Here is a 21,085-nt window from a genome sequence, read left to right on the forward strand (position 1 = left end):
AGAGGCGCGCATGACCTCATCCCTTCAGATCGGCGACGTGACGATCCCCGGCCGCGTGCTGATGGCGCCGATGACCGGCGTGACCGACCTGCCGTTCCGCCAGGTCGCCTCGCGGCTGGGCGCGGCCTATGTGGCGACGGAGATGGTGGCCTCGGCCGAACTGGCGCGCGGTCGGCCGGACGTCGTGCGGCGCGCGGCCGTGGGCGAGGGGCTGCCGCTGACGGTGATCCAGCTGGTCGGACGCGATCCCGAGGCGATGGCTGAGGGCGCGCGCATGGCCGAGGCGGCGGGCGCCGACATCGTCGATTTGAACTTCGGCTGCCCCGCCAAGGAGGTGACCGGCGTCGCCTCGGGATCGGCGCTGATGCGCACGCCCGATCTTGCCCGGCGGATCATGGAGGCGGTGGTGGGCGCGACAGCCCGGCCGGTGACGGTCAAGATGCGCCTCGGCTGGGACGACGATAGCCGAAATGCTCCGGCCCTCGCGCGCACGGCCGAGACCGTCGGGGTTCGTGCGGTGACCGTGCATGGCCGCACCCGCAAGCAGTTCTACACCGGCCAGGCCGACTGGGACGCTGTGGGCGAGGTCAAGGCGGCGGTGTCTGTTCCCGTCATCGTCAATGGCGACATCCTGACCGCCGAGGATGCCCGAGACGCTTTGGCGCGCTCTGGCGCTGACGCCCTGATGTTGGGGCGCGGGGTCTATGGGCGGCCATGGCTGGCGTCGCATCTGGACCGGGCGCTGGCCGACGGAACGCGACTGCGCGAGCCGGGGCGGGAAGAGCGGCTGGACATAGTGATCGAGCACCTGCGCGCCTCCGTCGCCTTTTATGGCCTGCCGCTCGGCCTCAAGATGTTCCGCAAGCACCTCGGCTGGTACATCGAGCAGGCGCCCTGGCCGGCGGACGCAAGCGAGCGTCGCTCGGCCAAGGCCTCGCTCTGTCGGCTGGAGACGCCCGGCGAGGTGGAAGTCGCGCTTTCGGCGCTCTGGCGGCAAGAAATGGCGCAAACGCGCAACTCTGCTGTTGAAAACGGGCAACAGGTGTCGGAAACTGCCATGGCATGACGGACACGCCCGCAGTCCTGACCCCTGAGGCCGACGCCGATCTGGCGAACGGGTCGTTCTGGGGTCGATTGCAGCATGGGCGGGCTCGCAACGCATTTGCCGCGGCCTATGCCTTGGCCGCCGTGGTGACCGCCGCCAGCATCTGGCTGTTCGCGGTGGCCCCCAGCGCCTCGGGCGGCGCGCGGGCGGCGGCCGGCGACATCGTGCTTTATGTGCTGTTCGCCAACCTCCTGCTGATCGGCGTGCTGGCGGCGTTGCTGGGGCGTCGCGTCCTGGCGCTGGCGAGAAGCCGGCAGGAGGCGGGCGCGCGGCTGCATCTGAGATTCGTCGCGCTGTTTTCCGCCGTGGCTGTGGCGCCGGCCATCCTGATCGCCCTGATCTTCGGTCTGCTGGTCAATCGCGGCGTCGACCAGTGGTTCAGCCAAAACGTCCAGGCCTCTGTCGAGAACGGAGCCGAGATCGGGCGCGCCTACATCGGGGACGTCTCGGCGGCGATGGACGCCGACCTGGTGACCATCGCGGACCAGCTCGAAAGCGCCAGGCCGCTGTTCGACCAGCGCATACAGTTCTCGGACGCCCTGGCGCAGGTCGGGCAGATCTTCGGCTATCCGGCGATCTACATCCTGAACGGCGAAGGCGAGGTGCTGGCGCGAGGCGAGCAGCCGGGAGCGCCGCCCTATCTGTCCCCGCCGCGCTCGGAGCTTGAGGCCGCGGCAGAAGGGGGCAAGCCGCCACAGCAGGTGACGCAGAACCCCGACACGGTGCGCTCGATCATCGCGCTTCCGGCTTATGGCGACGCCTATCTATATCTGGTGCGACCGCTTCGCGACGGGCTGATCGCGCGAATGAACAACTCCAGCCAATCCATCCAAGCCTATCGCGAGGCGCAGGACAGCCGCGCCCTGATCCAGACCGTATTCGCGCTCAGCTATCTGGAGACGGCGCTGCTGGTTCTGGTCGGTGCGGTGTGGCTGGGGATGTCGGCCGCCAGCGCCATCTCGGCGCCGATCGGGCGGCTTGTGCGGGCGGCCGACCAGGCGGCGGGCGGCGACCTGACCGTGCGGGTCGAGGACGGCGGCGCCCCCGCCGAGATCGCCGACCTGTCGCGCGCCTTCAACCGCATGACCGAGGACCTGCAGGCGCAGCAGAGCGCGCTGAAGGCCGCCGGCGACGAAGCCAAGGACCGCAGCCGTTTCATCGAAACCGTGCTGTCCGGCGTCAGCGCGGGCGTGATCGGCCTGGACCGTCACGGTCGCATCTCGGCCATCAACGACAGCGCGCGGCAGCTGCTGGCCATCCCGGAGGGCGATGTTCACGGTCAGGCGCTGGCGACCCTTTCGCCCGAGCTCAGCGATCTGGTGGGCCGCGTCGAAGCGCATATCGAAGAGGATATCGACGTCAGCCGCGACGGCGAGACGCGACGCCTGCGTGTGCGCATCGAAGGCGGCTTCGGCGGCGAGATGGTGCTCACCTTCGACGACATCACCCGCCTCGTCACGGCGCAGCGGAACGCCGCCTGGCGCGACGTGGCGCGGCGGATCGCGCATGAGATCAAGAACCCGCTGACGCCCATCCAGCTGTCGGCCGAGCGGTTGAAGCGGCGCTATCGTCCGCAGGTCGGAGACGATGTGGAGGTGTTCGACCGCTGCACCGACACCATCATCCGCCAGGTGGGAGACATCGGCCGGATGGTGGACGAATTCTCGTCCTTCGCCCGCATGCCCGCGCCGCGTTTCGCGCGCGAGGACCCGGCCGAACTGCTGCGCCAGGCGGTGTTCGCCCAGCGCGTGGCGGCGCCCGATGTCGCGCTTCAGCTGCTGGAGCCCTTGCCGGCCGCGGTTCTGCACTGCGACGGCCGCATGGTCGGTCAGGCGCTGGTCAATATTCTCAAGAACGCCGGCGAGGCGGTGACGGCCCGACGCACGGCCGACAACCATGCCGACGGCGGCGTAGTCGCGTCGCTGTCGATCGAGAACGGCGCGGCGGTGTTCGTGATCGAGGACGACGGCGTGGGCCTGCCCGCCCGCGACCGCGATCGCCTGACCGAGCCCTATGTGACCACGCGCGAGAAGGGCACGGGCCTCGGCCTCGCCATCGTCAAGCGCATCTGCGAGGACCATGGCGGCGAGCTGAAGCTGGCCGACGCCGAACACCTCGGTGGCGCGCGCGTGTGCCTGATCTTCCCCCTTCAACCCACCGGCGTCGCCGGCGACCCGGCGCCGGTCCGCGCTCTGGTCCCGGCTGAATAGGAGCGAGGCTCGATGCGATCGACAGGTTCCGACATTCTGGTCGTCGATGACGAAGCCGACATTCGCGAGCTGGTCTCCGGCCTGCTGGAGGACGAAGGGCACGCGGTGCGCGTCGCCTCCAACTCCGACGAGGCGCTGGCGGCGATCCGGGCGCGCCGGCCGTCGCTGGCCATCCTCGACATCTGGATGCAGGGCGGCGGGCTGGACGGGCTGGAGCTGCTGGACGTCATCAGGACGCTGGACGCCGACCTGCCGGTGGTGATGATCTCGGGCCACGGCAACATCGAGACGGCGGTCAGCGCGCTGAAGCGGGGCGCCTACGACTTCATCGAAAAGCCCTTCAAGTCGGACAGGCTGGTGGTGGTGGTCGAGCGGGCCATCGAGGCCGCGACGCTGAGGCGGGAGAACCGGCGGCTGCGCGCCCAGACCATGGTCCCCAGCGGCCTGATCGGACGTTCGGCGGCGGCGCAGGCGCTGCGTTCGACCATCGGCAAGGTGGCCCAGGCCAACAGCCGCGTCCTGATCTCCGGTCCCGCCGGATCGGGCAAGGAGCTGGTCGCGCGCCAGATCCACGAGAACAGCCCGCGCGCCCGCGCCGAGTTCGTCGCCATCTCCGCCGCCGGCATGACGCCCGAGCGACTGGACGTGGAGTTGTTCGGCGAAGAAGGCCAAGACGGCCGGCCGCGCAAGATCGGCGTGTTCGAGCGCGCTCACAACGGCACCCTCTATCTCGATGAGATCAGCGACATGCCGCGCGAGAGCCAGAGCCGCATCCTGCGCGTTCTGGTGGACCAGCGGTTCCGCCGTGTCGGCGGCGAGCAGGACGTTCAGGTGGACGTGCGCGTGGTCACCTCGACCTCTCGCGACCTGAAGGCCGAGATCGCCGAGGGCCGGTTCCGCGAGGACCTGTTCCACCGGCTGAACGTGGTGCCGATCCGCGTGCCCGCCCTGTCGGAACGGCGCGAGGACATCGCGGAGTTGGTCGAGTTCTTCGTCGACACCATCGCGGGATCGCAAGGCCTGCCGCGCCGCACCATCGGCGACGACGCCGTGGCCGTGCTGCAGGTCCACCCCTGGCCCGGCAACATCCGGCAGCTGAGGAACAACGTCGAGCGGCTGCTGATCCTGGCGACCGGCGATCCGGCCCAGCCGATCACCGCCGACATGCTGCCGCAGGAGGTGGCGACCTCCAACAGTCCGTCCTCACTAGGGGCCGAACGCACCATCGCCCTGCCGCTGCGAGAGGCGCGCGAGGTGTTCGAGCGCGAGTATCTGGCCGCCCAGATCATGCGTTTCGGCGGCAATATCTCCCGGACGGCCGCCTTTATCGGCATGGAACGCTCGGCCCTGCACCGGAAATTGAAGTCGCTGGGGGTTTCGCCCGCCCGTGGGCCCGAAGAGGAAGAAGCCGCCTGATGTCGCGCGTCGCCTACGTCAACGGAGTCTATCAGCCACACGGCCAGGCGGTGATCCATGTCGAGGATCGGGGCTTCCAATTCGCCGACGGCGTCTATGAGGTCTGGTCGGTGTTCGAGGGTCGCCTGGCCGACTTCGACGGGCATCTGACGCGCCTGAAGCGCAGCCTGACCGAGCTGAAGATCGACATCCCGATGAGCGACGGCGCCCTGTCGCGCGTGCTGGCCGAGACGATCCGCAGGAACCGCGTCAGGACCGGCATCGTCTATCTGCAGGTCACACGCGGCACGGCGTCGCGTGATCACGCCTTCCCGCGAGATGTAGCGCCCAGCGTCGTGGTGACGGCCAGGACAATCGATCTGAACAAGGGCGAGGCGTTGGCGAGAACGGGCGCGGCGGGCGTGACCCAGCCGGACATCCGCTGGGGCCGTTGCGACATCAAGACGGTAGGGCTTCTGCCGAACGTGCTGGCCAAGCAGGCGGCGCGCGAGAAGGGCGCCTATGAGTGCCTGATGTTCGACGAGATGGGGCTGGTGACGGAAGGATCGTCCACCAACGCCTGGATCGTGGACGAGCACGGCAAGCTGCGCACGCGTGACGCCCAGGCCAACATCCTGAAGGGCATCACCCGCATGGCGTTGATGAAGCTGGCCGAGTCCGAGGGGATCGAGCTGGAGGAACGCGCCTTCACGGTGGAGGAGGCCAAGCGCGCGCGCGAGGTGTTCGTCACCGCCGCAAGCTCCTTTGTGATGCCGCTGGTGTCGCTGGACGGCGCACGGATCGGCGATGGCCGGCCGGGTCCGATCGCGACGCGCCTGCGCGACGTCTACCTTGAACAAGCCCGCCGCGAGGCCATCTAGGCGTTGCGGGTTCGCGGCGCCGGCGGTTAAGGTTTGCTGCTGCCTTCGCCTCGCCGCATCCGGCGACAAACAATCAAGAACAGGAACAACCTGCCATGTCGCAAGACAAGAAACAGAGCCTTCAGGACACCTTCCTCAACTCGGTCCGCAAGACCAAGACGCCGCTGACCATCTTTCTGGTCAATGGCGTCAAGCTGCAGGGCATCGTGACCTGGTTCGACAACTTCTGCGTGCTTCTGCGCCGCGACGGCCAATCGCAGCTGGTCTACAAGCACGCCATTTCCACCATCATGCCGTCCGCGCCCGTGCAGCTGTACGAGCCGGAAACCGAAGAAGACTGATTGACCTCCAAACTCATTGATCATGCCGCCCCGATCCAGCGCGCGGTTGTCATCCACCCCGACGGACGCTCCGAGTCGCCTCGCCTGGCGCAGGAGCGTCTGGACGAGGCGACGGGCCTGGCCCGCGCACTCGATCTCGACATCCGCGCCGAAGAGATCGTTCGGATGCGCAAGGTCGCGCCGGCCACCCTGTTCGGCTCGGGCAAGGTGGAGGAACTCGCCGCCCTGATCCGCGCGGCCGAAGCCGATGTCGCCGTCATCGACGACCAGCTTTCGCCGGTTCAGCAGCGCAATCTCGAAAAGGCCTGGGAGGTAAAGGTCGTCGATCGGACCGGCCTGATCCTGGAAATCTTCGGACGGCGCGCGCGCACCAAGGAGGGCCGTTTGCAGGTCGAGCTGGCTCGGCTCGACTACGAGCGTTCCCGGCTCGTCCGCACCTGGACCCACTTGGAGCGTCAGCGCGGCGGCACCGGCTCGACCGGCGGTCCTGGCGAAACCCAGATCGAACTGGACCGGCGCCTGATCGCCGATCGGATCGTCAAGCTGAAGGCTGAATTGGAAGAGGTGCGCCGCACGCGCGGCCTGCACCGGACGGCCAGAAAGCGCGTGCCGTTCCCGACCGTCGCCCTGGTCGGCTACACCAACGCCGGCAAATCGACGCTGTTTAACCGGCTGACCGGATCGGAGGTTTTGGCCAAGGACCTGTTGTTCGCCACCCTGGACACCACCCAGCGCACCATCCGCCTGCCGCAAGGGCGGCCGGCCATCATCTCCGACACCGTGGGCTTCGTCTCGGATCTGCCGCACGAATTGGTGGAGAGCTTCCGCGCCACGCTGGAGGAGGTGGGCGAGGCCGACCTGATCCTGCACGTGCGCGATATCGCCTCGCCCGACACCGAGGCGCAGGCCGCCGACGTCGAGGCGGTGCTGAAGCAGATTCCGACGCCCGAAGGCCGGACGCGTCGGGTGCTGGAAGTCTGGAACAAGATCGACCTGCTGGAGCCCGAAGCGCGCGAGACCGTGCTCGGCCAGGCCGAGCGCCTTGGCGAGGAAGGCAAGGTGGCGGCGGTGTCAGCCTGGACCGGCGAGGGGCTGGAGGCGTTGCGCGAAGCGATCGCCGGCCTGATCGACGACGATCCGGAAACCGAGATCATGCTGGACCCTGCCCACGGCGAAGCCTTGGCCTGGCTGTACGAGCATGGTCGCGTGACCTCGCGCGAAACCGACGAAGAGGGCCGCACCTGCCTGGCGGTTCGGCTTCACCCGGCGGCGCTGGGCCGGTTCGAGCGGCTGTATCCCGACCTCGCGGGCTGATCCTCCGTGGCGTTGATCGAGACGATCCTGTTCCTGCTGCTTGCAGTGGTGGTTTCGGGCTCGATCGCGCGCATGACCCGGATCGCGCTGCCGCTTGTGCAGATCGCGCTCGGGGCCGTTATCGTGCTGATCAGCGGCAAGTCGGTCGATCTTCAGCCGGACATCTTCTTTCTGCTGTTCCTGCCGCCGCTGCTGTTCCTGGACGGCTGGCGCATTCCCAAGGAGGCGGTGTTCCGGGATCGGGCCGTGGTGCTGGAACTGGCGCTGGGCCTCGTGGTGTTTACGGTGCTGGGGCTGGGCTTCCTGATCCACTGGATGATCCCCGGCATGCCGCTGGCGGTGGCCTTTGCGCTGGCGGCCATCCTTTCGCCGACCGATCCCATTGCGGTGCAGGCGGTGGCGGCGCGAGCGCCGATCCCCAAGCGCCTGATGCACATACTTGAGGGCGAGTCGCTGCTGAACGACGCGACGGGCCTGACCTGCATGCGCATCGCGGTGATCGCCGCCACCACCGGCGCCTTTTCACTGAGTTCGGCGCTCGCGACCTTTGCCTGGCTGGCGCTGGGCGGCATAGCCGTCGGCGTGGCCGTCACCTTCGCCATCAGCTACGCCAAGCTGTGGGTCAGCCGGCGCTGGGGAGAAGACGTCGGGGCGCAGATACTGGTCAGCCTGCTGATCCCGTTCGCCGCCTATCTGGCGGCGGAAGAGTTGCATGCGTCGGGCATCCTCGCGGCGGTCGCGGCCGGCGTGACCATGAGCTTCACCGAGCGCAGCAATCAGGCGCTGGCCTCGACCCGCATCCGGCGCACGGCGGTGTGGGACGCGGTGCAGTTCACCGCCAACGGCCTGATCTTCGTGATCCTGGGCGAGCAGATGCCGTCGATCCTGTCGCGCGCGGCGGAGGTGATCGACGCCACGCCGCGAGACGAGGTGTGGTGGCTTGCGGTCTATGTCCTGGCCATTGTCGCGGCGCTCGCGGCCCTGCGCTTCGTCTGGGTGTGGACCTCGCTGAAGCTGACGCTGTTTCGCAGGCGCCGGCAGGGACCTCAGCCGCGCGTAGGCCTGCGGCTGGTCGCGGTGATGTCGCTGGCGGGCGTGCGCGGCGCGATCACCCTGGCGGGCATCCTGACGCTGCCCTTCGTCCTCGGGGACGGTTCGCCCATGCCGGCGCGAAGTCTGGCGATCTTTCTGGCGGCGGGCGTCATCGTGGTGTCGCTGATCCTGGCGACCGTGGCCCTGCCGCCGCTGCTGAAGTCCATCGAACTGCCGCCCGAACCGTCGCATCAGCGCGAAGAGGACCGGTCCCGCGTCGCCGCCGCCGAGGCCGCCTTGCGCGCCATCGAAGACGCCCAGCACGCCATGGCGGAGGGCCGGCCGAACCCCGACCTCTATGCCGACACGGCCTCGCGGCTGATGGAAATCTATCGCCAGCGCATCGCCAGCCGTTCGCACGCGGCCGAAGACGATTCGGCCATGGCGCGTCGGATCGACGAGATCGAGCGCCGCTTGCGGCTGACCGGCCTCGCCGCCGAACGCGAGGAGCTGATGCGACTGGCCCGTGCGCGCCAGATCGACGAAGGCGTCGCGCGCCGCCTGCTGCGGGAAGTGGACCTGCAGGAAGTCCGCTACGTCTGAGCGTCCATGAAGGCCGCAACGGCCGCGTAGTCGGCGGCGACGTGGCGCGCGCCCTGCGCCCGCAGGCGCTCGGCGTGGCCGTCGCGGATGTGACCGCCGGCCAGCAGGCCGACCACCGTCATCCCGGCCGCGACGCCGGCCTGCACGCCCGCTTCGCTGTCCTCGATCACCAGCGCGCGCGAAGGATCGACGGCCATATCCTTGGCCGCATGCAGGAACACGTCCGGGTGCGGCTTGCCGCGCTGGACATGGTGCGCGGCGCTGTAGAGGTGAGGGCCGAAATCGTCGCTGAGGCCAAAGCGATCGAGCCCGAGCCGAAGCCATTCGAGGTTGCTGGACGAGGCGACGCACCGGCGCTCGGGCCGCGCGGCCAGGAAGTCGTGCAGGCCAGCGATAGGCAGCAGAGAGCGTTCGGCCTCCGCATGGCAGGCCTGACCTAAGCCGATGTGGAAGTCGTCGGGGCAGGCGAGGCCATGCCGGGCCTCGACATCGGCGCGATTGTCTCGCCAGCGGCGGCCGACATAGCGGGTCAGCACGTCTTCGAATGTCGTCGGCATGCCGAGCGCCGTCAGCTGTTCGGCCAGGATCGTGCTGCTCAGCACCTCCGAATCCGCCACCACGCCGTCGTAGTCGAAGATGATCAGGTCGTAGCTCACGCGGCCGGCTTTTCGGCCGCCTTTGCGGCGTCCCAGAGGCGATCCATCTCCTCGAGCGTCGACTGCTCGGGCGTGCGGCCGACCTTTCGCAGTTCGGCCTCGATGAAGCCGAAGCGGCGCACGAACTTGGCGTTGGCGGCGCGCAGCGCATCCTCCGGCTCGACCTCCAGCTTGCGCGCCAGGTTGGCGACGACGAACAGCAGGTCGCCCGTCTCCTCGCGCGCCTTGGCCATGTCGCCGGCGGCGATCTCGGCGCGCAGCTCCTGGACCTCCTCGGCCAGCTTGTCGAAGACCTCGTCGGTGGACGGCCAGTCGAAGCCGACACGGCCGGCGCGCTTGGTCAGCTTGGCGGCGCGGGTGAGGGCGGGCAGGCCCACGGGCACATCGTCCAGAACGCCGCCTTGTGCGCGCGCCTTGCGCTCGGCCGCCTTGATGTCCTCCCAGCGCGCCTTCTGGGCGCCGGCCGTCCCACGCGCGACCTCTTCGGCGAAGACATGCGGGTGGCGGCGGACAAGCTTGTCGATGATGGCTTGGACCACGTCGTCGAAAGCGAAGTCTCCGGCTTCTTCCGCCATGCGGGCGTGGAAGATGACCTGGAACAGCAGATCGCCCAGTTCGGACTTCAGGTCGTCCATGTCGCCGCGCTCGATGGCGTCCGCGACCTCATAGGCCTCCTCGACCGTATAGGGCACGATGGTGGCGAAGGTCTGCTCCACGTCCCAGGGGCAGCCGCCGTCCGGGTCGCGCAGGCGGACCATGATGGCCTTCAACTGGTCGATAGGCGTCATGCGGAGGCTCCGTCCCGCGCGGCGAGGGCGAGGCGGATCTGCTCGTGGCGCGCGGGCGTCAGCGGATAGCCCTTCAGCACCCACGCCGCCAGCGCGATCAGGACAGCGGGCGCGGCGACGAACAGCACCTGCAGCACCAGCAGAGAAGCGCCGCTATTGCCGCCTACGGGCGCGATCGCCTGAAAGCCGACCGCCTGGAGGATCAGATAGGGGATCAGCGCCAGCACGTGCCCGATCTTGGTGGTGGCGGACAGGATGGAGAACATCAAGCCGGTCCGATCGACCCCGGTTTCCAACCTCACCTCGTCGCCCGCGTCCGCCATCATGGCGCGCAGAAGGAACAATCCGGCGGCGTAGGGCAGGCCCGCGATGAACATGGCGACGGCGGTCAGGCCGAAGTTCCCACCCGGCAGCAGGGTGGCGACGAAATACAGGCCGGCGAAGATGACGCTGGCAATGGCCAGCGCCTTGTCCTTTCCGACCTTGTTCGCCAGCCGCGCCCAGATCGGCGCGCCCATCAGGCCGCCCACGAAATACAGCAGCATGAAGATCGACGCTTCGGCCCGGCCGTAGCCCTTCACCTGGTCAAAGAAGAAGAACAGCAGCGAGCCCGTGATGCCGGGCGCGACCCCCAGCAGCAGGTCACAAGTCAGCAGCTTTACCACCGCCTTGCGCTTCAGCAGGGCGATATAGGCGCCGAAACCGCCGTGCGGCGCGGCGCCCGCATTGACCGGCTCCGGCGCGCGCAGCAGGGCCAGGCCGATGGTCAGCGGCAGGGCCGCGATGATCGCCCAGCCCATGATGTGGACGCCGGCGATGTAGTCGCCCAAGCCCAGCTGAATCACCGCCGCCGGCAGGACCAGAATGGCGATCACCCCAATGATGTTGAACACCTGCCACCAGGCGTAGACGCGGCTGCGCTGGTCGTATTCCGGCGCCAGCACCGAGGCCCAGCCCAACTGCGCCAAGGTGCCGATGGAAAAGCCGACGTAGAGCACCAGCAGCCAGGCGAACAGATAAACCGGCCCCGCGCCTGGTCGTACGAGGACGAACACCATCAGGGCGGCCAGCATCAGGATCGGCGTGGAGGCCGCCATCCACGGCCGATAACGGCCGAACCGCGTGCGCGTGCGGTCCATGCCCCAGCCGACCAGAGGATCGAAGGCGATGTCGATCAGTCGCACCGCCATGAAAACCACGCCCACCAGGCCGATGGAAAGCCCGACATGGGTGGCGTAGTACTCGGGCAGGGTGACGGGCAGGGCGACCCCGAAAGCGGCCAGCGGCAGGCACGGCCCTGAAAACGCGGCCAAGGTGGCGTTGCTGCGCCGGGGTTGAATGGCGGTGGACGGCATGGACGATCCCCTCGGGTCGGCGCCGGCGCGAGTCGGCGACGCATCATCGCAGGGCGCGCCAAGCCTTGCTATGGCCATGGAGGTCGGGCTCTCTGCGGCCATGTTGCTTCGCGTCCTTCTCGCCGCGCTCGGCCTGCTCTTCCTGGCTTGCGCCGGCGGCGCGCGCGCGCAGACCGAGGATTGCCAGGCGGGCGCCGAGGTCTGGGCCTCGCAGGCGGGATCGAACGCCGTGTCCCTGCACACCCTGGAATGGGCGCCCTTCGATCGCGCCGAGTGGGGATGGGAGACCTATCTGCCGCTGGTGCAAAAGGAGCTGGAGACTGTCTGCGGCGCCGGCACATCCTTTTTCGCCCAGCGATTGGCGGCGTTCCAGAACGCGCGGGGTCTGCCGGGCACGGGTGTGTTCGATCAGGCGACCTTTCAGGTGCTGCGCGGCCTGTGGCAGGAGCGGCGATCGTTCGTGATGGCGCGCGTCGGCGGAGCCTGTCCCGAGCCGCCTCCGATCGCGGACCTCGCCTATCTGGTGGAGGCCGAGGAGCACGCCGACCGACTGACACGGCTGCTGCGCCGCGACGTGCTGGACGCCTATCGCCGCATGGCCGCCGCGGCCCGCGCCGAGGTCAAGGTGATCGCGGACGACCCTGAACTGCTGCAGATCTTCTCCGGCTTCCGCGATCCGGAGGCGGACGCCGCACGCTGCGCTCAACAGGGCAACTGCGATGGATTGCGGCGCGCGGTCTGCTCGCCGCATCGGACGGGGACGGCCGTCGATCTGTATGTCGGGCGTCTGAACGGCTACGGCGTGGATTCCACCGCGCCCGAGAGCCGGCTGGAGATGACGCGGGGCCAGACCTATCGCTGGCTGGCGGCCAACGCCCGCCGGTTCGGCTTTGTCCCCTATGTCTATGAGCCCTGGCACTGGGAGTACGTCGGCGGATGAGGGCGTTCGCCGTCCGTCCGCTGACGGCCGGCGAAGCCGTCCTGGCCTGGGAGACGTTCGGAGAGGCGCTGCACCTGCCGAGCATCCGTGTCCTGGCCCTGCCGTGGCCGTTCAGACGCGCCTTTGTGCCGGGCAGATGGTTCGGGCGAGACTGGATTCTATGGCCGGCCAGCAGCCTGCCGGCGGATTTCACCGACGCCTCGGTCCACCTCCAGGGTGTGCTGATGCACGAGCTGACGCACGTCTGGCAGGCGCAAAGGGGCGTCAACCTGCTGCTGGGCAAGCTGAAGGCCGGCGACGGCCCTCGCGCCTATGCCTATGCGGTGGAACCCGGGCTGCGCTGGGAAGCTTTGAACATCGAGCAGCAGGCCATGGTGGTCGAACACCGATTTCGCCTGACGCATGGCCGCGCCGCACCGGGTGACGCCGCCTTCTACCAGGCCGTTTGTCCGTTCGGATGTTCAGCCGGGGGCTTGCGCCGGGACGTCTGATAGCTCACATATCGTATCGGACACTGTTACGGATGTCCGGTTTATCGAAACAGGAGCGCCCTTCATGCCCAAGATCCTCGTCCTCTATCACTCGACCTACGGCCACGTTGAGACCATGGCGCAAGCCGTCGCCGAGGGTGCACGCGAGGTCGAGGGCGCGACGGTCGACGTCAAGCGCGTGCCGGAACTGGTGCCCGAAGAGCTGGCGCGGAAGTCAGGCTACAAACTGGATCAGGCCGCTCCGGTCGCCAAGGTGGAAGAGCTGGAAGGCTATGACGCCATCATCATCGGCGCGGGCACCCGGTTCGGAACAGCGGCGTCGCAGATGCGCAACTTCCTGGACCAGACCGGCGGCCTGTGGGCGCGGGGCGCGCTGACCGGTAAGGTCGGGTCGGCCTTCAGCTCCACCGCAGTTCAGCACGGCGGGCAGGAGACGACGTTGATCGGCATGATCCAGACCCTGCTGCACCACGGCATGATCGTGGCCGGTCTGCCTTATGCCTGGGCTGGCCAGTCCCGCCTTGACGAGATCACCGGCGGCAGCCCCTACGGCGCCACCACCATCACCGATAGCGACGGCTCACGCCGGCCGAGCGAGAACGAACTGGACGGCGCCCGCTGGCAGGGACGCTGGGTCGCCGAAACCGCCAAGAAGCTGCACGGCTGACGCCGGGCGGCGCCGGAGCGGTGACGCTCCGGCGGTCAGGCCGCCTTGTCGGCTTCGACCATCTTCTGGATGGCGACGTAGTCGGTCTTGCCGGTGCCCAGCACCGGCACCTCGCCGACCTTCATGATCTTGCGAGGCACGGCGAGCTCGGGCACGCCGTTGGCGCGGGCCCAATCCGTCATGGGCGAGACCTCGGCGGCCGCATTGTCGGTGACCAGCACCAGGCGCTCGCCCTTGCGGCTGTCGGGCACGGAGACGACGGCGTGGCGCTGGTCCGGCCAGACGGCGACGGCGATGCCTTCGACCGCCGTCAGGGACACCATCTCTCCGGCGATCTTGGCGAAGCGCTTGGCCCGACCGCGGATGGTGATGTAGCCCTCGTCGTCCACATCGACGATGTCGCCAGTGTCGAGCCACCCGCCCTCGATGGGATCGACAGAGCGCGGATCGGTCGCGGCGATATAGCCGCTCATCACATTCGGTCCCTGCAACAGCAGCCGTCCGCCCGCGTCGATGCCGGGCACCGGCTCCAGCCGGTAGTCCATGCCGGGCAGGATCTGACCGACCGTGCCGGGCTGGTTGCGGTCGGGATGGTTGACGGCCACCACAGGCGCGGCCTCGGTCGCGCCATAGCCTTCCAGGATCACCGGCCCGCCGAACTTGCTGTCAAACAGGGCGCGCGTTTCGTCGCGCACCTTTTCGGCCCCGCCGACGATGAACTCCAGCGTCGAGAAGTCCGTCGGCTCGGCCACGCGGGCGTACTGGTTCAGGAAGGTGTCGGTGGCGAACAGCACGGACGCCTTCACCTGCGGCAACAGGTCCGTGATCGTCTTGGCGTGCAGTGGCGACGGATACTGAAACGCCTTCAGCCCGCTCAGCAGCGGCAGGATCACGCCGCCCGTCAGGCCGAAGCAGTGGAAAGTCGGTAGCGGGTTGAACATCACCCACTCCGACTTCAGGTGGATGTGGGTAGAGATCTGGCGGGCATTGGCGACCAGGTTCCTCTGGCTCAGCACCACGCCCTTGGGGGCGCCGAAGCTGCCGGAGGTGAACAGGACGACGCCGGGCGCGTCCGGGCTGGTCTTCTTGCGGAAACGACGCGGCGCGGCGCCGGCGGTCAGGCCGTACAGCTTGTCCGGCAGCTTGATCGAGGCGCGCACGTCGTCCAGCCAGACGATCTCGGCCACGGTCTTCAGCTGATCGACCAGTTCGTCAAGCTTGGCCTGCTGAATGAAGCGTTTGGCGGACAGGATCTTCTTGACGCCAGCGGTCTTGATCGCGGCCTTGAGGTTCGCCTCTCCGGCCGTGAAATTCAGCATCACCGGAACACGACCAAAGGCGTGCAGTGCGAAAAAGGTCACCACCACGCCGGACGACGAGGGCAGCAGCACCGCCACCCGCTCCTCGGGCTCGGTCATGCCGGCGATCTTGCGACCCAGCACGAAGGCGGCGCGGATCAGGCCGGTGTAGGTCAGGGGATGGCGATCCTGATCCTCCAGAATTTCCTTGTCGCCGAACCGCTCGCGCGCGGTGATCAGCGCATCGAAAATGGGTTCGTCGTAGGTCTTGGGATCAAGAGGCTGCCGCAAGCGTCCACTCCTTCGGAGGGCTTGATGCGCCCTCGCTTGGTTGAGCCGGCGATCCATAATGACGCGGCGTCATCTTGAAAAGATGCGTAACGGGGCGTGAGGGTTCCGACGGTTACCCTCTGTGCCTTGCGTTGGGGCGCGCAAAGTCCGAAATACCCGGCCATGGTCACCCTGATCGACACCCTGACGCGTAAGCCCTCGGAACTGCGTCACCCGGAAAAGCAGAACCGCCCCGAAAGCGCCGTGCTGAAGAAGCCGGACTGGTTGCGCGTGAAAGCGCCCGGCTCGGGCCAGTACAACGCCACCAAGGCCATCGTGCGCGACAAGGGCCTGCACACCGTGTGCGAAGAGGCGGCGTGCCCCAACATCGGCGAGTGCTGGAGCCAGAAGCACGCCACCCTGATGATCATGGGCGACACCTGCACGCGGGCCTGCGCCTTCTGCAATGTCAAGACCGGGCTGCCGCAGCCGCTGGACCCGGAGGAGCCGGGCAAGGTCGGTCTGGCCGTCAGTCAGATGGGCCTGAACCACGTGGTCATCACCTCGGTGGACCGCGACGACGTGTCGGACGGCGGCGCCGCCCATTTCGCCGAGGTGGTGCGCCAGATCCGCATCCAGGCGCCCCGGACCACCATCGAGATCCTGACGCCCGACTTCCTGCGCAAGGACGGCGCGGCCGAGGTCATGATCGATGCGCAGCCGGACGTCTTCAACCACAACCTGGAGACCGTGCCGCGCCTGTATCTGAAGATCCGACCCGGCGCCCGCTACTTCCACTCCCTGCGCCTGCTGCAAATGGTCAAGGAGCGCGACCCAAACCAGTTCACCAAGTCCGGCATCATGGTCGGTTTGGGCGAGACCAAGGAAGAGGTCATGCAGGTGATGGATGACATGCGTTCCGCCGGCGTCGATTTCATCACCATCGGCCAATACCTGCAGCCGACGCGCAAGCACGCCGCCATCGACCGCTTCGTCACGCCCGAAGAGTTCAAGGCCTATGAGGCCATTGCGCGCGCCAAGGGCTTCCTGATGGTGTCGTCCTCGCCGCTGACCCGCTCTTCGCACTATGCGGGCGAGGACTTCGCGCGGCTGAAGGCGGCGCGCGAGGCGCAGAACGGGCGGGCGCGTTAAGCCCAGCATGGCCGTTCACCGCGTTACCCGATACCTGCCGTACAGCCCTGAGCAGCTCGCCGACCTGGTCGCGGACGTGCAGGCCTATCCGCGCTTCGTGCCCTGGGTCACGGCGATGCGCACTTGGAACGCGCGCGAGGAGGGCGAGGGCGTCAGCGTCGTGGACGCCGAGGCGCAGGTCGGATTTTCCTTTCTGCGCGAGCGGTTCTCGACGTGGGTGCGGCACGACCGAAGCGGCCCTGTGGTCGAGGTCGGCCTGCTGAACGGACCGTTCCGGCATCTGCGCAACCGCTGGGAGTTTTATCCCGATCCGGCGGGAACGCGGCTGGAGTTCACCATCGACTTCGCCTTCAAATCGCGGATGCTGGACGCCATGCTGCACGCCAACTTCCAGCGGGCGGTCGGCAAGCTGATCAGCTGTTTCGAGGGCGAGGCGCGGCGGCGTTACGGGGCGGGCGTGTCCCGCGTGCCTGAGAGCCGCACCGCTTGAGCTTCGACTTCGACGCCACGGTGGTCGGCGCCGGCGCGGTGGGTCTGGCCTGCGGCCGGGCGCTGGCGGCGCGGGGACTGTCGGTGCTGGTGTTGGAGAAGGAAGGCGCGATCGGACAGGGCGTGTCCTCGCGCAACTCAGAGGTCATTCACGGCGGCCTCTACTATCCGACGGGCTCGTTGAAGGCGCGGTTCTGCGTGGAAGGCCGGCGGACGCTCTACGCCTTTCTGGACAGCCACAAGGTCGAGTACCGGAAGTGCGGCAAGCTGATCGTGGCCACCGAATCGGATGAGGTTGGACGACTGAACGCCATCTTCGACCAGGCCGGCGCCAACGACGTAGAGGGCGTGCAGCGGCTGACGGCGGCTCAGGCTCTGGCGCTTGAGCCCGAGTTGCGCGTCGAGGCGGCGCTGCTGTCGCCGGAAAGCGGCGTCTTCGACAGCCACGGCTACATGCTGGCGCTTCAGGGCGAGATCGAGGACGCGGGCGGATCGGTGGTGGTCTCCACCCCGTTCGAACGCGCCGAGCCGCTGCCGGGCGGCGGCTTTCGCATCACTGCGGGCGGAGAGGGCGGAGCCGTGCTGACCACGCGCCTTCTGGTGACCGCCGCCGGACTGCAGGCCCAGGCGACGGCCGCCCGGATCGACGGCTATCAAATCATGGACATCCCTGCGGCGCACTATGGCAAGGGCGTCTACTTCCGCCTGACGGGTCGGGCGCCGTTTGACCGGCTGATCTATCCGCCGCCGATCCCTGGCGCGCTGGGCACTCACTACCGCAAGGATCTGGGCGGGCAGGCGGTGTTCGGGCCGGACCTGACCTATGTCGAGGCTGAGGACTATTCCGTCGATCCGGCAAAGGCCGGCGAGTTCGCCGCCTATGTGCGTCGGTTCTGGCCGGGACTGCCGGACGACGCGCTGACGCCGGATTACGCCGGCATCCGGCCCAAGCTGCATGGCCCCGGCGAGCCGCAGCCGGACTTCCAGCTGCATGGCGCCGAGCAACACGGAATCGCGGGTCTGGTCGTCCTGTTCGGCATCGAGAGCCCCGGCTTGACCAGTTCGCTGGCCATTGGAGAGGCTGTGGCTGACATGTTGCAGGAGCACGCATGACCGAACGCGAAAAGATGATCGCCGGCCTGCCGTACGATCCGGGCGATCCGGAACTGCGGGACGGGCGAGCGAGGGCGGTCGGGCTGACGATCCGCATCAACCAGGAGCCGGATCGCGACACACGCCGCGCCCTGGTCAACGATCTGATCCAGGCGGCGGACGGCGAGGCGGTGGTGATGCCCGGCTTCTTCTGCGACTACGGCTTCAACATCCACATGGGCCGCAGCGGTTTCGTCAACGCCAACTGCGTCTTTCTGGACTGCGCCGAGATCATCATCGGCGATCATTTCCAGTGCGGCCCGGGCGTGCAGCTGCTGACGCCTGAACATCCGCTGGACGCCATCGAGCGGCGGGGTCTGGAAACCGCGCGCACCATCCGGATCGGAGATGACGTCTGGATCGGCGGCGGCGCCATCGTGCTGGCCGGCGTGACGGTCGGCGACCGAGCGGTGATCGGGGCGGGCGCGGTGGTGACCCGGGACGTGCCGGCGGACGTCGTGGTCGCAGGCAATCCGGCGCGGATGATCAAGCAGATCGGCCCCGCTTGAAATCGCCAGCGGCTTGAGGCATAAGCCCGCGCTCACGTGGCGGCTCTGTCCCAGGGCCGCCGCTTCTGTTTTCTGCGCTTACGCCCATTCGGCCACGGCGCCTGACCACGAGATGAGACGGACATGGCCGTTCCGAAGCGCAAAGTATCGCCCTCGCGTCGCAACATGCGCCGCGCCCACGACGCCCTGGGAACCAACCCCTACGTCGAGGACAAGGACACCGGCGAGCTGCGTCGCTCGCACCACATTGACCTGAAGACCGGCACCTATCGCGGTCGTCAGGTGCTGACGCCCAAGGAAGACTAGGCCCTCTTCCACCTGGAAGCTGAGCTTTTCGACGGCGCGTGGGTCAACCACGCGCCGTTTTCGTGCGTTACGCCTGCCGAGATCAACGGAAAGAGGCGCGCCTCCATGATTCGTCCCGTCGCCGTCAGCCTGCTGGCCCTGCTCGCCGTCGCCGCTTGCGAACGGCAGGAAACTCCGGCCGCTCAGCCGCCCGCGCCAACAGCGGCGACCCAGGGCGCCCCCCCTGCGAGCACGGCGCCTGCGACGCCTGTATCGGCTGACCCGAACCTGGTCTCGGCCGAGGGCTGGGGGCCGCTGCGCGTCGGCATGACGGCGGCGGAGGTGACGGCGGCCGTGGGACCTGATTCGCAGCCGAACGCCGTCGGCGGCGCCGATCCCGAAGCCTGCGACGAGTTCCACCCCGCCCGTGCGCCTGAAGGGCTGCGGGTCATGATGGTGGACAGGCGGCTGGCGCGCATCACCCTGGCGCGCGACGCGACGCTGAAGACCGACCGCGGCTTTGGCCTCGGCGACGCGGCCACGGCGATCAAGGCGTCATACGGCGGCGCCGTCATCGCTCAGCCCCACAAGTACCAGTCGGCGCCGGCCGAGGACCTGTTCGCCTGGCGCGAGGGGGCGTCCACCGCCTATGTCACCGATCCGGAGGCGCGCGGCGTGCGCTACGAGATCGGTTCGGACGGCAAGGTCTCGATGATCCACGCCGGCGGACCCGCCATCCAGTATGTCGAGGGCTGCGCCTAGGTTGGCGATTCGGCGCGCGGCGGCTAAAGCCTGCTGCATCTTCCCTGCCGACAGAGCACAGCCATGACCGACATCGCCGACATCGTCGCCCGCCAGATCCTCGACAGCCGCGGTAATCCGACGGTGGAAGTGGACGTGATCCTGGACGACGGCTCGTTTGGTCGCGCCGCCGTGCCGTCCGGCGCCTCGACCGGCGCGCATGAGGCGGTGGAACTGCGCGACGGCGACAAGGACCTCTGGGGCGGCAAGGGTGTGCAAAAGGCCGTGGACGCGGTCAACGGCGAGATCTTCGACGCCCTGTCCGGCATGGATGCCGAGGACCAGCGCCGCATCGACGAGGCGCTGATCGCGCTGGACGGCACCGAGAACAAGGCCCGGCTGGGCGCAAACGCCATCCTGGGCGTGTCGCTGGCGGTGGCCAAGGCCAGCGCCATCTCGTCGGATCTGCCGCTGCATCGCTACCTCGGCGGTGTCTCGGCGCGCGTTCTGCCGACGCCGATGATGAACATCATCAACGGCGGCGCCCACGCCGACAATCCGATCGACATCCAGGAGTTCATGATCCTGCCGACCGGCGCCGAGAGCTTCTCGGAAGGCCTGCGCATGGGCGCCGAAATCTTCCACGCGCTGAAGAAGCAGCTGAAGGACGCCGGCCATAACACCAACGTCGGCGACGAAGGCGGTTTCGCCCCGAACCTCGCCTCGGCCGAGGAGGCGCTGAGCTTCATCACCAAGGCGGGGCAGGCGGCCGGCTACCTCGCCGGCGAGGACTTCCACCTGGCGCTGGACGTCGCCTCGACCGAGTTCTTCAAGGAAGGCAAGTACGCCTTGACCGGCGAGGGCAAGTCCCTGGATGCCGACGGCATGGCCGCCTACCTGGTCGATCTGTGCGAACGCTTCCCGATCGTCTCGATCGAGGACGGCATGGCCGAGGACGATTTCGAAGGCTGGAAGCTGCTGACCGAGCGCCTGGGGGACCGCATCCAGCTGGTCGGCGACGACCTGTTCGTGACCAATCCCGCCCGCCTGGCCGCCGGCATCGGCGAGGGCCTGGCGAACTCCATCCTGATCAAGGTCAACCAGATCGGCACCCTGTCCGAGACCCTGGATGCGGTCGATATGGCGCACCGCGCCGGCTACACCGCCGTGATGAGCCACCGTTCAGGCGAGACCGAGGATTCGACGATCGCGGACCTGGCCGTCGCCACCAACTGCGGACAGATCAAGACCGGCTCTCTGGCGCGTTCGGACCGGGTGGCCAAGTACAACCAGCTGCTGCGCCTGGAAGAGATGCTGGGCGATCAAGGCGTCTACTACGGCGACGGCATGCTGCTGTCGCGCTGAGGATGATTCGGCTCCCGGCGCGATCAGCGACGGGAGCCGATCTCAA

Annotated in this window: 21 protein-coding genes; 17 read left to right on the forward strand and 4 right to left on the reverse strand. The window is 68.1% G+C overall.

Annotated features, from left to right (window positions below; genetic code table 11):
* The first annotated feature begins 10 nt into the window (after positions 1-10).
* From dusB to KY493_RS05075, 7 genes are all read left to right on the forward strand, one after another.
* Positions 11-1,066, forward strand: a complete 1,056-nt coding sequence (gene dusB, locus KY493_RS05045) for a tRNA dihydrouridine synthase DusB (RefSeq protein WP_219897883.1) — start codon at positions 11-13, stop codon at positions 1,064-1,066.
* On the forward strand, positions 1,063-3,315 hold the full coding sequence (locus tag KY493_RS05050; protein ID WP_219897884.1) for a PAS domain-containing sensor histidine kinase: 2,253 nt from the start codon (positions 1,063-1,065) through the stop codon (positions 3,313-3,315). Before dusB ends, KY493_RS05050 begins: the two co-directional genes overlap by 4 nt.
* 12 nt (positions 3,316-3,327) lie before the next feature.
* A complete protein-coding gene (locus KY493_RS05055) occupies positions 3,328-4,731 on the forward strand; it encodes a sigma-54 dependent transcriptional regulator (protein WP_219897885.1) in 1,404 nt (467 codons plus the stop codon).
* The gene (locus KY493_RS05060) at positions 4,731-5,591 is read left to right on the forward strand and encodes a D-amino-acid transaminase (RefSeq protein ID WP_219897886.1); all 861 of its coding nucleotides are present in this window, start codon (positions 4,731-4,733) and stop codon (positions 5,589-5,591) included. Before KY493_RS05055 ends, KY493_RS05060 begins: the two co-directional genes overlap by 1 nt.
* A gap of 95 nt (positions 5,592-5,686) precedes the next feature.
* Positions 5,687-5,932, forward strand: coding sequence for an RNA chaperone Hfq (gene hfq / locus KY493_RS05065; protein WP_219897887.1), 246 nt, complete (start codon positions 5,687-5,689; stop codon positions 5,930-5,932).
* The gene (gene hflX, locus KY493_RS05070) at positions 5,933-7,246 is read left to right on the forward strand and encodes a GTPase HflX (RefSeq protein ID WP_219897888.1); all 1,314 of its coding nucleotides are present in this window, start codon (positions 5,933-5,935) and stop codon (positions 7,244-7,246) included.
* A gap of 6 nt (positions 7,247-7,252) precedes the next feature.
* Positions 7,253-8,881: a Na+/H+ antiporter gene (locus KY493_RS05075; protein WP_219897889.1), complete on the forward strand. Its 1,629-nt coding sequence runs from the start codon at positions 7,253-7,255 to the stop codon at positions 8,879-8,881.
* Here the strand turns inward: KY493_RS05075 and KY493_RS05080 are convergent.
* The 3 genes from KY493_RS05080 to KY493_RS05090 are packed head-to-tail and all read right to left on the reverse strand — an operon-like array spanning position 8,872 to position 11,680.
* On the reverse strand, positions 8,872-9,537 hold the full coding sequence (locus KY493_RS05080; RefSeq protein ID WP_219897890.1) for an HAD family phosphatase: 666 nt from the start codon (positions 9,535-9,537) through the stop codon (positions 8,872-8,874). The genes KY493_RS05075 and KY493_RS05080 overlap by 10 nt on opposite strands.
* Positions 9,534-10,325 (reverse strand): nucleoside triphosphate pyrophosphohydrolase, encoded by a 792-nt coding sequence (gene mazG, locus KY493_RS05085; protein WP_219897891.1) that lies wholly within the window; start codon positions 10,323-10,325, stop codon positions 9,534-9,536. The genes KY493_RS05080 and mazG overlap by 4 nt, the downstream gene beginning before the upstream one ends.
* A complete protein-coding gene (locus tag KY493_RS05090) occupies positions 10,322-11,680 on the reverse strand; it encodes an MFS transporter (RefSeq protein ID WP_219897892.1) in 1,359 nt (452 codons plus the stop codon). Before KY493_RS05090 ends, mazG begins: the two co-directional genes overlap by 4 nt.
* 100 nt (positions 11,681-11,780) lie before the next feature.
* Here KY493_RS05090 and KY493_RS05095 point away from each other — a divergent pair, with 100 nt between their 5' ends.
* The 3 genes from KY493_RS05095 (at position 11,781) to wrbA (ending at position 13,778) form a co-directional block, all read left to right on the forward strand.
* Positions 11,781-12,620 carry a M15 family metallopeptidase gene (locus tag KY493_RS05095; RefSeq protein WP_219897893.1) on the forward strand — a complete coding sequence of 280 codons (840 nt, stop codon included), beginning with the start codon at positions 11,781-11,783 and terminating at the stop codon, positions 12,618-12,620.
* On the forward strand, positions 12,617-13,111 hold the full coding sequence (locus KY493_RS05100; protein ID WP_219897894.1) for a hypothetical protein: 495 nt from the start codon (positions 12,617-12,619) through the stop codon (positions 13,109-13,111). Before KY493_RS05095 ends, KY493_RS05100 begins: the two co-directional genes overlap by 4 nt.
* A 64-nt stretch (positions 13,112-13,175) precedes the next feature.
* Positions 13,176-13,778: an NAD(P)H:quinone oxidoreductase gene (gene wrbA, locus KY493_RS05105; protein WP_219897895.1), complete on the forward strand. Its 603-nt coding sequence runs from the start codon at positions 13,176-13,178 to the stop codon at positions 13,776-13,778.
* Positions 13,779-13,813: 35 nt separating this feature from the next.
* Here wrbA and KY493_RS05110 read toward each other — a convergent pair whose 3' ends face one another.
* A complete protein-coding gene (locus KY493_RS05110; RefSeq protein WP_255568046.1) occupies positions 13,814-15,367 on the reverse strand; it encodes an AMP-binding protein in 1,554 nt (517 codons plus the stop codon).
* A 162-nt stretch (positions 15,368-15,529) separates the two neighbouring features.
* Here KY493_RS05110 and lipA point away from each other — a divergent pair, with 162 nt between their 5' ends.
* From lipA to eno, 7 genes are all read left to right on the forward strand, one after another.
* Entirely contained in the window at positions 15,530-16,498 is a 969-nt protein-coding gene (gene lipA, locus KY493_RS05115; protein WP_219897897.1) for a lipoyl synthase, read from the forward strand.
* Positions 16,499-16,505: 7 nt separating this feature from the next.
* Positions 16,506-16,988, forward strand: coding sequence for a type II toxin-antitoxin system RatA family toxin (locus KY493_RS05120; RefSeq protein ID WP_219897898.1), 483 nt, complete (start codon positions 16,506-16,508; stop codon positions 16,986-16,988).
* Positions 16,985-18,100 (forward strand): NAD(P)/FAD-dependent oxidoreductase, encoded by a 1,116-nt coding sequence (locus KY493_RS05125; protein ID WP_219897899.1) that lies wholly within the window; start codon positions 16,985-16,987, stop codon positions 18,098-18,100. Before KY493_RS05120 ends, KY493_RS05125 begins: the two co-directional genes overlap by 4 nt.
* Entirely contained in the window at positions 18,097-18,648 is a 552-nt protein-coding gene (locus tag KY493_RS14560) for a sugar O-acetyltransferase (RefSeq protein ID WP_219897900.1), read from the forward strand. Before KY493_RS05125 ends, KY493_RS14560 begins: the two co-directional genes overlap by 4 nt.
* 123 nt (positions 18,649-18,771) lie before the next feature.
* Entirely contained in the window at positions 18,772-18,954 is a 183-nt protein-coding gene (gene rpmF, locus KY493_RS05135; protein WP_219897901.1) for a 50S ribosomal protein L32, read from the forward strand.
* Positions 18,955-19,059: 105 nt separating this feature from the next.
* Positions 19,060-19,695, forward strand: a complete 636-nt coding sequence (locus KY493_RS05140; protein WP_219897902.1) for a hypothetical protein — start codon at positions 19,060-19,062, stop codon at positions 19,693-19,695.
* 63 nt (positions 19,696-19,758) lie between these two features.
* Positions 19,759-21,039, forward strand: a complete 1,281-nt coding sequence (gene eno, locus KY493_RS05145) for a phosphopyruvate hydratase (RefSeq protein ID WP_219897903.1) — start codon at positions 19,759-19,761, stop codon at positions 21,037-21,039.
* Positions 21,040-21,085 lie beyond the last annotated feature (46 nt).

The sequence above is a fragment of the Brevundimonas sp. PAMC22021 genome, assembly GCF_019443405.1.
Lineage (GTDB): Bacteria > Pseudomonadota > Alphaproteobacteria > Caulobacterales > Caulobacteraceae > Brevundimonas.